The organism is Paludibacterium paludis, assembly GCF_018802605.1.
Lineage (GTDB): Bacteria > Pseudomonadota > Gammaproteobacteria > Burkholderiales > Chromobacteriaceae > Paludibacterium > Paludibacterium paludis.
Window position 1 is genome coordinate 2,943,913 of record NZ_CP069161.1, and the last position, 14,055, is coordinate 2,957,967.

A 14,055-nucleotide genomic window follows, 5' to 3' on the forward strand; every position below is an offset into this window, starting at 1 on the left:
AACCCGGCGGCACGGCACACATCCGATCACCCGACAGAGCGACATGGCCCATCCGACCCACGCAAAACCTCAGAGATTCGGTTTTCTTCTTCTCCCCCACGCCTCGCTGGCAGATCTCGCCTTTGCCACGGAGGTGCTGGTGCGCGCCAACCAGCTCGCGGAAAAGAAGCTCTACGAGTTCGTCACCCTGTCCCTTGACGGAGCCCCGGTCGTCACGGCCAGCGGCATGCGCCAGCCCGCGGATCTGCCCCTTTCCTATAGCCCCAAACTCGATGCGCTGTTCGTGCTGGCCGGCGACGTGACCGCCGAGGTGAACACCGAGGAACTCTCGAAGGGCATCCATGCGCAGTCCCCGGACAAGCTGCCGCTGGCCGGCATCGACTGCGGCAGCTACTGGCTCGCCCGCACCGGTTTTCTCAACGGTCATCGCGCCACGATCCACTGGCAGGAAATCAGCCAGTTCACCGAGACCTTCCCGGACGTCATCGTGTCGTCAAACCTCTTCGAAATCGAAGACAACCGCATGAGCTGCGCCGGCGGGGCCGCCATGATGGATTTCATGCTGACGCTGATCGGCGACCATCACGGCAATGAATTCGCCTCGAGACTCTCCGAGCTGTTTTCCATGGAACGCATCCGCCCGGGCAACGAACGCCAGCGCATTCCGCTCGCCACTCGTATCGGCGGCAGCCAGCCCAAGCTGACCGAGGCTGTCAGCCTGATGGAAGCCAACATCGAGGAACCCCTCAGCACCGACGATATCGCCTACTACGTCGGCGTATCGCGCCGCCAGCTGGAGCGGCTCTTCAAGCAATACCTCGGCACCGTGCCCTCCCGCTATTACCTGGAACTCAGGCTCGCGCGCGCGCGCCAATTGCTTCAGCAGACGTCCAAGTCCATCGTGCAGATCGGGCTGGCCTGCGGCTTCTCGAGCGGCCCGCACTTCTCCAGCACCTACCGCAACCATTTCGGCATCACCCCCCGGGAAGAACGCGCCCAGCGCACACAAGGCAGCTGATCCGGTAGCGGCGGCTCACGCCGAACGGGTTCCCCGCCCATCCGGAACCCATCATTTCGGACTCGTCCGATTTCCATGATCCCCTGTGCGCGGACAATTCCCCGGTATCGCTTTTTATCTCCACACCGATGCCATCAGGGAATTGCCATGACACCGATCACATCTTCCGGTCCCCGCACCTTACGCCACTCAGCCTCGGCTCCCGAAGCTCAATCCGCAGGCGGCCTCGCCAGCCAACTGGACAAAGCCGGTTTGACCAGCGCGCGCCCCACTCCTCCCCTGCGCCGCGCCCACACGCTGAATCATATTCATCGCATCGCCAAAACCCATGCGCAAGAGCACGGCCGGATCGAAGAGCAGGTCGCCAAAAGCTTCGTTGCCCGCGAGCATCTTGACGCGATTGCCACCGCGACCCGCCAAGGCCATTTCGCCATCACGTTCAGGGAAGCCGGTGCGGCAACGCTGGCATGCCTGGCCAGAGGCGCCGCGGCGAAGGGACACGACATTCTGGAAAAAACCATCAAGCCCGCCTCCCTCAAGTCGGCGTACGGCGAGGCAAGCGACGCGCATCTCGCAACGATTCGCAAAGCCGGCATCGAAGGATATGTCGGCCACTGGAGCAAAGAAAACGGACTGTGCGGCATGTATCTGTCGCCCGAGGTCGCCGCCTGGGCGCATGCCGCGGATCCCGTGCTGCGCGCAGCCCATGCCGGACTCATCCGCAAGGAGCAGCATGGCGAGACCCACTACATTTACCCCCTTGACATTCACCGGCTGGATGCCTCTTTGCACACCCTCAAGAGCATCGCGAATTGGGAGACGCTCCCGTTCACGGGTGATTACGACACGCACGACATCATCAGTTTCAGCGGAGCGGGCAAGCCCCACGTTCCACCATCCGGAAGCAATGAAGAACAGTTCGTCGTCAATGCCGTCAACCAGGCGGTCGCCGCCGTGGATCCGGCACGGCCGTTCGACAAGGTATCCCACAATGTCGTACGACATGGCCCACAAGTCAGCTACGCGGCACACATGATGGACCACGAAAAGGGTGCGCCGCTGATCAAGGATGTCGCGAACCCTTCCTTCCCTCTGGCGGTCTGCGATCGCGGCACCTGGTCGATCATCTCGACACGCGAAGAACTGTCCGAGTTGTACAAGGGCGCGGGGGGAAATCTGAAAAGCACCTGGCAGGAGGACGGCGGAGCGCATTTCGCACCGGTCGAACAGGGCCGGGCCGCGCATGTCCGATTCCAGCGCGGCAGCCGCACCAGCCAGTAAGGAAGAGCCCCAAAACCAAAAGCCCTGACCGTAGGGTCAGGGCTTGGAGGGGGGAGTCTGGCGGTGTCCTACTTTCACACGGCGAATACCGCACTATCATCGGCGCTAAGGCGTTTCACGGTCCTGTTCGGGATGGGAAGGCGTGGGACCACCTCGCTATGGCCGCCAGACATAAACTGTCAACAAATCAAGAAGCCGCCCGCGCGTCGCGGGAGTATGTATCGGGTCGATGACGCATCGCGTCGCCAGCCTGGGCTCACCCAAGCTGTTCAAATGATAGGATCAAGCCTCACGAGCCATTAGTATCGGTTAGCTTAACGCCTCACAGCGCTTCCACACCCGACCTATCAACGTCCTGGTCTCGAACGACTCTTCAGGGAGGTCAAGCCTCCAGGGAAGTCTCATCTTCAGGCGAGTTTCCCGCTTAGATGCTTTCAGCGGTTATCTCTTCCAAACTTAGCTACCCGGCAATGCCACTGGCGTGACAACCGGTACACCAGAGGTTCGTCCACTCCGGTCCTCTCGTACTAGGAGCAGCCCCCGTCAAACTTCCAACGCCCACTGCAGATAGGGACCAAACTGTCTCACGACGTTTTGAACCCAGCTCACGTACCACTTTAAATGGCGAACAGCCATACCCTTGGGACCGGCTACAGCCCCAGGATGTGATGAGCCGACATCGAGGTGCCAAACTCCGCCGTCGATGTGAACTCTTGGGCGGAATCAGCCTGTTATCCCCGGAGTACCTTTTATCCGTTGAGCGATGGCCCTTCCATTCAGAACCACCGGATCACTATGTCCTGCTTTCGCACCTGCTCGACTTGTCGGTCTCGCAGTCAAGCCACCTTTTGCCATTGCACTATCAGCACGATTTCCGACCGTACCTAGGTGACCTTCGAACTCCTCCGTTACACTTTGGGAGGAGACCGCCCCAGTCAAACTGCCTACCATGCACTGTCCCCAATCCGGATCACGGACCAAGGTTAGAACCTCAAACACACCAGGGTGGTATTTCAAGGGCGGCTCCATGCGAACTGGCGTCCACACTTCCCAGCCTCCCACCTATCCTACACAAGTCTGTTCAAAGTCCAATGCAAAGCTACAGTAAAGGTTCACGGGGTCTTTCCGTCTAGCAGCGGGGAGATTGCATCTTCACAAACATTTCAACTTCGCTGAGTCTCAGGAGGAGACAGTGTGGCCATCGTTACGCCATTCGTGCGGGTCGGAACTTACCCGACAAGGAATTTCGCTACCTTAGGACCGTTATAGTTACGGCCGCCGTTTACCGGGGCTTCGATCAAGAGCTTGCACCCCATCACTTAACCTTCCGGCACCGGGCAGGCGTCACACCGTATACGTCCACTTTCGTGTTGGCACAGTGCTGTGTTTTTGATAAACAGTCGCAGCCACCGATTCTCTGCGACCCCTTCGACCTTCGAGCGCGAGGCTCTACAATCTACCGGGGCATACCTTCTCCCGAAGTTACGGTATCAATTTGCCGAGTTCCTTCTCCTGAGTTCTCTCAAGCGCCTTGGAATTTTCATCCTGCCCACCTGTGTCGGTTTGCGGTACGGTTTTTGCAAGGCTGAAGCTTAGTGGCTTTTCCTGGAAGCGGGGTATCAGTCACTTCAGGTCCGTAGACCCTCGTTATCACCTCTCGACGTTAACAGCGCGGCGGATTTGCCTGCCACGCCCGTCTACCAGCTTGAACGACCTATTCCAACAGGCCGCTGACCTAACCTTCTCCGTCCCCACATCGCACCTTGCAAAAGTACGGGAATATTGACCCGTTTCCCATCGACTACGCATTTCTGCCTCGCCTTAGGGGCCGACTCACCCTACGCCGATGAACGTTGCGTAGGAAACCTTGGGCTTTCGGCGAGCGGGCTTTTCACCCGCTTTATCGCTACTCATGTCAGCATTCGCACTTCTGATATCTCCAGCATCCCTCTCAGGACACCTTCACAGACCTACAGAACGCTCCCCTACCACGTGACCTAAGTCACATCCGCAGCTTCGGTTATAAGCTTGAGCCCCGTTACATCTTCCGCGCAGGACGACTCGACCAGTGAGCTATTACGCTTTCTTTAAATGATGGCTGCTTCTAAGCCAACATCCTGGCTGTCTGTGCCTTCCCACCTCGTTTACCACTTAGCTTATCATTTGGGACCTTAGCTGGCGGTCTGGGTTGTTTCCCTCTTGACGATGGACGTTAGCACCCACCGTCTGTCTCCCATGCTCGCACTTTCCGGTATTCAGAGTTTGCCATGGTTTGGTAAGTCGCAATGACCCCCTAGCCATAACAGTGCTTTACCCCCGGAAGTGATACATGAGGCACTACCTAAATAGTTTTCGGGGAGAACCAGCTATCTCCGAGTTTGTTTAGCCTTTCACCCCTATCCACAGCTCATCCCCTAGTTTTGCAACACTAGTGGGTTCGGACCTCCAGTGCGTGTTACCGCACCTTCATCCTGGCCATGGATAGATCACTCGGTTTCGGGTCTACGCCCAGCAACTCAGTCGCCCTGTTCGGACTCGGTTTCCCTACGCCTCCCCTATTCGGTTAAGCTCGCTACTGAACGTAAGTCGCTGACCCATTATACAAAAGGTACGCAGTCACCCCATTTTTCAAGGGCTCCCACTGTTTGTATGCATCCGGTTTCAGGTTCTATTTCACTCCCCTCCCGGGGTTCTTTTCGCCTTTCCCTCACGGTACTGGTTCACTATCGGTCGATCACGAGTATTTAGCCTTGGAGGATGGTCCCCCCATCTTCAGACAGGATTTCGCGTGTCCCGCCCTACTTCTCGTACGCCTAGTCTCATCGCCACGTTTTCGTGTACGGGGCTATCACCCACTATGGCCGCCCTTTCCAGAGCCTTCCACTAACGCCGCGACTATCTCGTACAGGCTATTCCGCTTTCGCTCGCCACTACTGGCGGAATCTCGGTTGATTTCTTTTCCTGCGGGTACTTAGATGTTTCAGTTCTCCGCGTTCGCTTCGCCTTCCCTATATATTCAGGAAGGGATGACCCCTAAGGGCCGGGTTTCCCCATTCGGACATCGTGGGATCAATGTTCCATTGCCAACTCCCCCACGCTTTTCGCAGGCTTGCACGTCCTTCATCGCCTGTGATCGCCAAGGCATCCACCAGATGCACTTAATCGCTTGACCCTATCATCTGAACAGCCTAAACCACCCAGACTCCAGTTTCGCGACACGTCACGATCCCCTTCAAGACCGTCACGTCGATACAATCATCTACCCAAGTCGCACCCACCCGGATTCCTCCGGATCGGTGAACTTTACATATCAGCTTCTCAATTTGTTAAAGATCAACGCGTTGGCTACAACGCAAATCAAAAACGACGGATCCCTTCCCATCCTCTTTGATTTGCACTGTGGTGGAGGCAGACGGGATCGAACCGACGACCCCCTGCTTGCAAAGCAGGTGCTCTCCCAACTGAGCTATGCCCCCCTTCAGAGTCCTGGTGGGTCTGGTTGGACTCGAACCAACGACCCCCGCCTTATCAAGACGGTGCTCTAACCGGCTGAGCTACAAACCCAGTCTCTACTTGCCAACTTCCGAATAACCGATAGGTTGTGAGCGCTTGACGTCGCCATTCTCTAGAAAGGAGGTGATCCAGCCGCAGGTTCCCCTACGGCTACCTTGTTACGACTTCACCCCAGTCATGAAGCATACCGTGGTAAGCGGCCTCCTTGCGGTTAGCCTACCCACTTCTGGTATCCCCCACTCCCATGGTGTGACGGGCGGTGTGTACAAGACCCGGGAACGTATTCACCGCAGCATGCTGATCTGCGATTACTAGCGATTCCGACTTCACGCACTCGAGTTGCAGAGTGCGATCCGGACTACGATCGGCTTTATGAGATTGGCTCCACCTCGCGGCTTCGCGACCCTCTGTACCGACCATTGTATGACGTGTGAAGCCCTGCTCATAAGGGCCATGAGGACTTGACGTCATCCCCACCTTCCTCCGGTTTGTCACCGGCAGTCTCATTAGAGTGCCCAACTTAATGATGGCAACTAATGACAAGGGTTGCGCTCGTTGCGGGACTTAACCCAACATCTCACGACACGAGCTGACGACAGCCATGCAGCACCTGTGTCCAGGCTCCCTTTCGGGCACCGCCGCCTCTCAGCAGCGTTCCTGGCATGTCAAGAGCAGGTAAGGTTCTTCGCGTTGCATCGAATTAATCCACATCATCCACCGCTTGTGCGGGTCCCCGTCAATTCCTTTGAGTTTTAACCTTGCGGCCGTACTCCCCAGGCGGTCAATTTCACGCGTTAGCTACGCTACCAAGGATTCAAACCCCCAACAGCTAATTGACATCGTTTAGGGCGTGGACTACCAGGGTATCTAATCCTGTTTGCTCCCCACGCTTTCGTGCATGAGCGTCAGTATCATCCCAGGGGGCTGCCTTCGCCATCGGTATTCCTCCACATCTCTACGCATTTCACTGCTACACGTGGAATTCTACCCCCCTCTGACGTACTCTAGCTGAACAGTCCTCAATGCCGTTCCCAGGTTAAGCCCGGGGCTTTCACATCAAGCTTGTCCAACCGCCTGCGCACGCTTTACGCCCAGTAATTCCGATTAACGCTTGCACCCTACGTATTACCGCGGCTGCTGGCACGTAGTTAGCCGGTGCTTATTCTTCAGGTACTCTCATCCCCACCCGCTATTCACAGGCAGGATTTGCTCCCCGACAAAAGTCCTTTACAACCCGAAGGCCTTCTTCAGACACGCGGCATGGCTGGATCAGGGTTGCCCCCATTGTCCAAAATTCCCCACTGCTGCCTCCCGTAGGAGTCTGGGCCGTGTCTCAGTCCCAGTGTGGCGGATCATCCTCTCAGACCCGCTACTGATCGTCGCCTTGGTGGGCTTTTACCCCCCCAACTAGCTAATCAGACGTCGGCCGCTCGGATAACGCGAGGCCCGAAGGTCCCCCGCTTTCCTCCTCAGAGCGTATGCGGTATTAGCACAACTTTCGCTGCGTTATCCCCCATTACCCGGCACGTTCCGACGCATTACTCACCCGTTCGCCACTCGCCACCCGGAGCAAGCTCCTGTGCTGCCGTTCGACTTGCATGTGTAAAGCATGCCGCCAGCGTTCAATCTGAGCCAGGATCAAACTCTTCAGTTCAATCGCTAACTTTACTTCTGGCACGCAAGATCTAAAGAAACAAAACCAGGTTCATTTCTGTCTTGCCGTGCAAGTGTCGGCTTCGCCAAACACTCACACCTATCGGTTATTCGCATTATTAAAGATCGGCGCCGCGCTCTTCGCTGCAGCAGAGGAAGCGAACTATACCCCCCAAACCCACACCCGTCAACTCCTTTCTCAAAAAAACCCGGCCGCGTTCCCGCGGCCGGGCTCTGGAAGCTCGAATTCCCAACGCTGGATCACCTCACCCCTGGCGCCGGGTGCGGCGGCGAGAAGCGGGGGCGGCGGGTTTGGCCACCGACTCAGCGGGCGCCTTTGCCGCCGTCGCCCGGGGTTCCGGCGCGGCGCCCGCCGAAGAAGGCGAGCCAGTCTCGCCGGACTCCGGATTGGCGGGCGCTACCGCCTCCCCCGCCGAGGGCGCGGGCTTACCCGGGGAACGGCGGCGCTTCTGGGTGGGAGCGGCGGGCGCCACCGGCGGAACATCCGCCGCTGCCGACACTCCGGCCTGCCCGGCCGGCTTGCTTCTGCGTCGACGGGACGCCGGCGCGGGAGCCGCCTCGACGGCCGGAGCCTCCGGCACAGACGAAGCCGCCGCGGAGGCATCCTTCGCCGACTGCGAGGATGGCGCCGCCATACCCCCCTCTTTGCCGCGACGCTGCCCGTGGCGCTTGCCGTCGGGCTTGCCGCGAGCCGGCGCGCTCGCCGGCTTTGGCTCCGTCACTTCTTCTGGCCGAACGATCTGGAAGTCGATCTTCGATGCCTCCAGATCCGCGCGCACCACCCGCACGGTCAAGCCGTCGCCCAACTGATAGCGCAAGCCGCTCTTCTCGCCGACGATGGCTTGGATGTCCTTGCGGTAATGGAAATAGTCGCGCCCCAGCTCCGATATGTGCACAAGCCCTTCCACATAGACCTCGTCCAGCAGCACAAAAACACCGAAGCTGGTCACCGCGCTGATCCGCCCGGTGAACACTTCGCCGACCTTGTCCCGCATATAGAAGGTTTTCAGCCAGGACTCGACATCGCGACTGGCATCGTCGGCGCGCCGCTCGGTCATCGAGCAGTGCTCGCCAAGCTTGGCCCACTTGCCCGGCTTGTAAGCCTGCCCGTCGAGCACACCCTTGATCGCCCGGTGAAGCAACAGATCCGGATAACGGCGAATCGGCGAGGTGAAATGGGTGTACGCCTCGTAGGCCAGACCGAAGTGCCCGTTGTTTTCCGGGGTGTAGACCGCCTGCTGCATGGAACGCAGCAACATGGTCTGCAGCACGTGAGCATCGGGACGCCCTTCGATCTTCTCGGCGAGATGCGCGTAATCCTTGGTCGTCGGACGGTCCTCGCCCCCCAGGGTCAGACCGACCAGCCGCAGGTAGGCGCGCAGGTGTTCCAGCTTCTCCTCGGTCGGGCCTTCATGCACCCGGAACAGGCACTTGGCCTTGTTCTTGAGAATGAAGTCCGCCGCGCAGACGTTCGCCGCCAGCATGCACTCTTCGATCAGGCGATGCGCATCGTTGCGCACCACCGGCACGATCCGGTCGATCTTGCCGTCCTTGTTGAAGATCATGCGCGTTTCACTCGATTCGAACTCGATGGCGCCCCGCTTCTCCCTGGCGGCCAGCAACACCCTGAACAGGGAATGAAGCACCGTCAGGTGCGGCATGACCGGATGATCCGAACCGTGCTGGAGCCAGCCCCAAACCTGCTCATAGGTCAAACGGGCCTTGGACTTCATCACGGCGGGGTAAAACTCGTAGGACTTGACCGCTCCCTTGGCGGAAATGGTCATGTCGCAGACCATGCACAGACGCTCGACATCGGGATTGAGCGAGCAAATGCCATTGGACAGCGCCTCCGGCAGCATGGGGATGACGCGACGCGGGAAATACACGGACGTTCCGCGCTCCCGGGCCTCCCGGTCCAGCGCATCGTCCGGCGTCACATAAAAGCTCACGTCGGCGATGGCCACCACCAGGCGGAACCCCTTGCCCTTGGGTTCGGCGAATACGGCATCATCGAAATCGCGCGCCGTCTCCCCATCGATCGTCACCAACGGCATCTCGCGCAGATCGACACGCCCCTTGATATCCTTCTTGCGCACTTTGCGCGGTGTCGCGGCGGCCTGAGCCTCGGCCTCCGCGGAAAACAGGTAGGGCAACTCGTGCTTGCGCAGGGCGATCTCGATCTCCATGCCCGGATCGGCGTAATTGCCCAGCACCTCGATCACGCGGCCGATCGCCTGTCGATGGCTGTCCGGAGGCGTCACGATCCCGGCGACCACCACCTGCCCGTGCCCGGCCCCGCCCTCGCCGCCCTGCTCGATCAGGATGTCGTGGCTGATACGCCGGTCTTCGGGCACCACGAGCCAGACACCGCGCTCATGATAGATACGGCCGACAACCTGGGTCACGGCGCGATCCAGCACTTCGACCACAGCTCCCTCCGCCCTTCCGCGCTTGTCGGCGCCCACATGGCGAACCATCACCGTATCGCCGTGCATCACCTTGCGCATTTCGCGCTCGGGCAGGAACAGATCGTCCCGGCCCTCTTCGGCCGGCACGGCAAAGCCGTAGCCGTCGCGATGCCCCTGCACCGTGCACTTGATCAGATCGAGCTTGCCGGCGACGCAGACCGCGCCCTTGCGGTTGATGATGATCTGCCCCTCGCGCTCCATCGCGCGCAAGCGCCGTTCGAAAAAGGTGTCTTCGCCGGCTTCGATGGAAAGCATCTGCGCCAGTTCACCGGCGAAAAGGGGAACCCCCTGCTCGGCCAGGATGCTCAAAATGAACTCCCGGCTCGGCAAGGGGTTGGAATATTTGAGTTTTTCACGCTCCAGATACGGGTCTTGCTGGCGGAGTGGAGTTTTTTTTGCCTTATTCTGTTTCGCGGCCATTGACATCCCCTGAAAGCTGTTTATAATGCGCTTCTCACGTCGCAGCGCTGGTTTAATCATACAGCAATCGGCGAAGCCCAGGTGGCGGAATTGGTAGACGCACTAGGTTCAGGTCCTAGCGCCCGCAAGGGTGTGGAAGTTCGAGTCTTCTCCTGGGCACCACATTCAAGAAAAAAGCTCACTCAATCGCGAGTGAGCTTTTTTTGTTTGCCCCGACCCTTCCGGACCGGGGCCACGCCGATCAATCGCCCATCAGCATCGCATAAAACGGCGCCGGCATGGAGTAGACATTGCCCTTGTCGCGGCGAAACAGGCCCTCGCCGCAGCTTCCACAGGCCATCAGACGACGATGGTCATTCGCCCCGCCCAGCGTCCACAAGCCGACACGGTCACTGCCGCAGTGCACGCAATCCGCCCCGTGATGCCGCATGGTGCGTGCATCCGGATGTTTTTCAACGTATTCCTCATACGTCGGATGACGGGTAAAGATGTGTTGAACACGCATGTACCAGACCATCAGCCAGGTCATACCCACCACAAACAGTACAGTCACCAGATACAACATAAGCCACTCCAGATTCTTGTTTACCAGCCAATCCCCGGGACGGATGCCAAATGCTTGTATTTTATAAACTTAAACGGCACCGTCAGTTCCGAACATACCCCAGCGAAAGCACAGGGGCAAGTCCGGAGTTTCATTTTTTTCATGACGTTGCAACATCAGTCTTTTCCTATTTTTTTACTAGCGCGAATGCTTATATAACAGTCACTTATTCAATGATATTCTAATGAACACCCCTCGCGCGGTCCGCGATATTGCTGCAAAGCAGCAAATCCGTCAATCCCCTCCTTTAATGCCAAAAAAATAAATACGTACATTCACGTACCAACCACCATTGGCAACTAGGTGTTTCCCCTTAGTCGCGTGGTAATTCCGCAACCCGCGGACGCGAACCGTTCCCTGCCGGACATGAATTCATCGCACTTGCGGTATAGTTCTCATAACAAATAATGAAAACGATCCCGGGAATGGACATCATGAAAACACGCCTGCTCGCCCTTGGGCTGCTCCCTTTCGCCCTGCCCGCGCACGCGGCGCTCATCGACCTTGGCAAAGCCGGTCAGTTCGGTCTTTTCGCCTTCGGCAACGCCAGTGTCGCCAACAGCGACGTGGAAAACGCCGTCGCGGTCGGCGGCAACCTGGCCATATCTGGCGGATACAGCATCAATGCCAAGCATCACGATGTCGGCGGCTATGCGCTGGTGGTGGGCAGGGACGTCAACTGGCCCCAGGGAGGCGGCAGTATTTCCGGGACCAGCTACGCGGGCGGCAACTGGTATGCCCCGTCGTATCTCGCCAAACCGGCAACCGGCGCGAGCCCGGTCGACTTCGCCGCGGAGAAGGCCCGGCTGAGCCTCCTGTCGAGCGACCTCTCGCGGGTCAAGACCTCCGCCGTGACCACCCAGCAATGGGGCGGACTGAACATCACCGGCAGCAACAGCCAGGTGGAATTCATCAACCTGTCGGCCTCCCAGCTGTCCGGCGCCAACGCGATGCGCCTCGTGTCGGGCTTTTCAGGCGACGCCACCCTCGTTTTCAACATCAGCGGCAAGTCCGCCAGCCTGAGCAACTTCGACTCGTCGAGCCTGTTCAACAGCTACCAGGGCCGCGCCCTCTTCAACTTCTACGAGGCCGAGTCGATCACCATCAACGGCACCAGCCCGCACGCCAGCATCCTTGCGCCGCTCGCCACGCTCAGCGGCCAGAACGGCCACATCCAGGGCAATGTGATCGTCAACAACTTCACCGGCGGCACCTGGGGCAGCCTGCAGGTCAACGACAACCCTTTCCGCGCGGTCAACGCCAGCCAGTTCACGCCCGCCGTGCCGGAACCGGAAACCTGGGCACTGATGGGCCTTGGCATGACCTCGATCCTGCTCGCGCGCCGCAAATCGAAAAAAACGCGCTGACCCGTTGACAGGGGCCCCAGGGATCCGTATATTACGCATCTCGCGATGAGCGATGCCCAGGTGGCGGAATTGGTAGACGCACTAGGTTCAGGTCCTAGCGCCCGCAAGGGTGTGGAAGTTCGAGTCTTCTCTTGGGCACCAACAAACAAACGGCTTCGGCCGTTTTTTTGTTTTCAGGACATGAAAAAAGCCGGGGAACCCCGGCTTTTTTCATTTTCGCCCAATCGCCTAGTGATCGTAGTGATTGAACACCTGCCGCAAATAGGCAAGGAAGGTTTCATCCTCGCACAGCGTCTTGCCGGCCGAATCGGAGAGCTTGGCCACCGTCTGGTCATTGCACGACACAAGCTTCATGACAATGTTGAGCGGCTTGAGTCCGACATCATTGGTCAGATGGGTACCGATACCGAAACCGGTCTGAATGCGGTCGGCGAAGTGTTCATACAGCGCCAGCGAGCTGTCGATGGTCAATGCATCGGAAAACACCAGGCGCTTGGTCAGCGGATTGATGCGCAGCTTCCCGTAATGGGCGATCGCCTTGTCGCCCCACACGAACGGATCGCCCGAGTCGTGCCGCAGCCCGTCGAACAGTTTGGCGAAGTACAGATCGAAGTCCGCCAGGAAAGCATCCATGCCGACCACGTCGGTCAGCGCGATCCCCAGATCTCCCCGGTATTCCTGCACCCAGTTCTCCAGCGCGGCCCGCTGAAAATCCCGCAAACGCGTGCCGAACGCCTGATGGGCCTGCAGATATTCGTGCGCCATGGTGCCGATCGGAATGACGCCGAGCTGCTTGGCCTGGTAGACGCTGCTGGTGCCCTTGAACGCATCGGGCAAGGCGCGTGCGAGCGTGGCGAGCACCTCGTCGTGCCAGGCCGCGGAAAACCGGCGCCGCAAGCCGAAATCGGAGAACTCGAACGGAAAATGCCGGGAAAGACCGGGCAACCGCTCGTTCACCCGCGCGATCTTCGCGGCCAGCCGACGCCGCCCCTCCTCCAGCACCGCGTCCCTGTCGGTCACGAGGCGGCGGAAATAGAGTTCGTTGACGATGTACAGCACGAAAATCTCGAACCCCATCACGTGCACCATCGGCCCGCGCGCGCGGATGGTCAGCGACTCGCCCTCCACGCCCACATCGAGAAAGCGGCGCTGGAAGCGGAACAGGCTGAGAAAATCGACAAAATCGCTCTTGATGTAGCGCAGTCCGCCCAGGTAGTCCAATTCGTCCGGGGCAAAGGACATCGAGCACAACGCGTCCAGCTCCCGTTCCACATCCTCCTTGAGCTCCGAGAGCGGGTAGGCCGGGCGATTCCGGCAATGGAACCGGTATTCGGCCTTCGCGCCGGGATGCTGGTGCAGCAGAGCCTGCCACATGGTGAACTTGTACAGATCGCTTTCCAGCAGACTCCGCACAATCGGGACGGCCGTCATGCAACACTCCATTCATACAGGCGTAAAGCCAAGAGTGTAGCATGGAGGCATGCCGCCCCGCCTCAAGGCGCCGGCAGACTTATTTCACGCGGCCTATTGACAGAGAAAACTTACATAGGTAAAGTTCGTGTCTCGCTGATGAGCGAAGCCCAGGTGGCGGAATTGGTAGACGCACTAGGTTCAGGTCCTAGCGCCCGCAAGGGTGTGGAAGTTCGAGTCTTCTCCTGGGCACCAACACAAAAACCCCCGTCGGTTATCCGGCGGGGGTTTTGCATT

Annotated in this window: 6 protein-coding genes, 5 tRNA genes and 3 rRNA genes; 6 read left to right on the top strand and 8 right to left on the bottom strand. The window is 58.9% G+C overall.

Going from position 1 to position 14,055, the window contains the following annotated elements; genetic code table 11:
- Positions 1-43 precede the first annotated feature (43 nt).
- Together JNO50_RS13390 and JNO50_RS13395 are read left to right on the top strand one after the other, a co-directional pair.
- The gene (locus JNO50_RS13390; RefSeq protein WP_189535795.1) at positions 44-1,018 is read left to right on the top strand and encodes a GlxA family transcriptional regulator; all 975 of its coding nucleotides are present in this window, start codon (positions 44-46) and stop codon (positions 1,016-1,018) included.
- Positions 1,019-1,165: 147 nt separating this feature from the next.
- Positions 1,166-2,299: a hypothetical protein gene (locus JNO50_RS13395; protein ID WP_189535797.1), complete on the top strand. Its 1,134-nt coding sequence runs from the start codon at positions 1,166-1,168 to the stop codon at positions 2,297-2,299.
- Positions 2,300-2,354: 55 nt separating this feature from the next.
- Here the strand turns inward: JNO50_RS13395 and rrf are convergent.
- The 6 genes from rrf to rnr form a co-directional block, all read right to left on the bottom strand.
- Positions 2,355-2,469 (bottom strand): 5S ribosomal RNA (gene rrf, locus JNO50_RS13400).
- A gap of 108 nt (positions 2,470-2,577) precedes the next feature.
- A 23S ribosomal RNA gene (locus JNO50_RS13405) occupies positions 2,578-5,471 on the bottom strand.
- Between the two features lie 228 nt (positions 5,472-5,699).
- A tRNA-Ala gene (locus JNO50_RS13410) sits at positions 5,700-5,775 on the bottom strand.
- Positions 5,776-5,786: 11 nt separating this feature from the next.
- Positions 5,787-5,863 (bottom strand) — tRNA-Ile (locus JNO50_RS13415).
- 65 nt (positions 5,864-5,928) lie between these two features.
- Positions 5,929-7,466 (bottom strand): 16S ribosomal RNA (locus tag JNO50_RS13420).
- Together the 16S, 23S and 5S rRNA genes with 2 tRNA genes alongside form the textbook arrangement of a ribosomal RNA operon.
- Positions 7,467-7,731: 265 nt before the next feature.
- Positions 7,732-10,377 carry a ribonuclease R gene (gene rnr, locus JNO50_RS13425; protein ID WP_373298284.1) on the bottom strand — a complete coding sequence of 882 codons (2,646 nt, stop codon included), beginning with the start codon at positions 10,375-10,377 and terminating at the stop codon, positions 7,732-7,734.
- Positions 10,378-10,452: 75 nt separating this feature from the next.
- Here rnr and JNO50_RS13430 point away from each other — a divergent pair.
- Positions 10,453-10,539 (top strand) — tRNA-Leu (locus JNO50_RS13430).
- 79 nt (positions 10,540-10,618) lie between these two features.
- Here the strand turns inward: JNO50_RS13430 and JNO50_RS13435 are convergent.
- Complete coding sequence (locus JNO50_RS13435) at positions 10,619-10,942, bottom strand: hypothetical protein (RefSeq protein ID WP_189530806.1); 324 nt, start codon at positions 10,940-10,942, stop codon at positions 10,619-10,621.
- Between the two features lie 473 nt (positions 10,943-11,415).
- On the opposite strand from JNO50_RS13435, the gene JNO50_RS13440 reads away from it, so the two are divergent.
- The gene (locus JNO50_RS13440; protein WP_189530804.1) at positions 11,416-12,348 is read left to right on the top strand and encodes a collagen-binding domain-containing protein; all 933 of its coding nucleotides are present in this window, start codon (positions 11,416-11,418) and stop codon (positions 12,346-12,348) included.
- Between the two features lie 54 nt (positions 12,349-12,402).
- Positions 12,403-12,489, top strand: a tRNA-Leu gene (locus tag JNO50_RS13445).
- Positions 12,490-12,576: 87 nt separating this feature from the next.
- On the opposite strand, the gene pncB is transcribed toward JNO50_RS13445, so the two are convergent.
- On the bottom strand, positions 12,577-13,779 hold the full coding sequence (gene pncB, locus JNO50_RS13450; protein WP_189530803.1) for a nicotinate phosphoribosyltransferase: 1,203 nt from the start codon (positions 13,777-13,779) through the stop codon (positions 12,577-12,579).
- Between the two features lie 147 nt (positions 13,780-13,926).
- On the opposite strand from pncB, the gene JNO50_RS13455 reads away from it, so the two are divergent.
- Positions 13,927-14,013: transfer RNA gene (locus tag JNO50_RS13455), tRNA-Leu, on the top strand.
- Positions 14,014-14,055 lie beyond the last annotated feature (42 nt).

What these genes read in the sequence shown, in the direction of transcription:
- JNO50_RS13390 (WP_189535795.1), top strand. Translation starts at nt 44, where the DNA reads ATGGCCCATCCGACCCACGCAAAACCTCAGAGATTCGGTTTTCTTCTT.
- JNO50_RS13395 (WP_189535797.1), top strand. Translation starts at nt 1,166, where the DNA reads ATGACACCGATCACATCTTCCGGTCCCCGCACCTTACGCCACTCAGCC.
- rnr (WP_373298284.1), bottom strand. Translation starts at nt 10,377, where the DNA reads ATGGCCGCGAAACAGAATAAGGCAAAAAAAACTCCACTCCGCCAGCAA.
- JNO50_RS13435 (WP_189530806.1), bottom strand. Translation starts at nt 10,942, where the DNA reads ATGTTGTATCTGGTGACTGTACTGTTTGTGGTGGGTATGACCTGGCTG.
- JNO50_RS13440 (WP_189530804.1), top strand. Translation starts at nt 11,416, where the DNA reads ATGAAAACACGCCTGCTCGCCCTTGGGCTGCTCCCTTTCGCCCTGCCC.
- pncB (WP_189530803.1), bottom strand. Translation starts at nt 13,779, where the DNA reads ATGACGGCCGTCCCGATTGTGCGGAGTCTGCTGGAAAGCGATCTGTAC.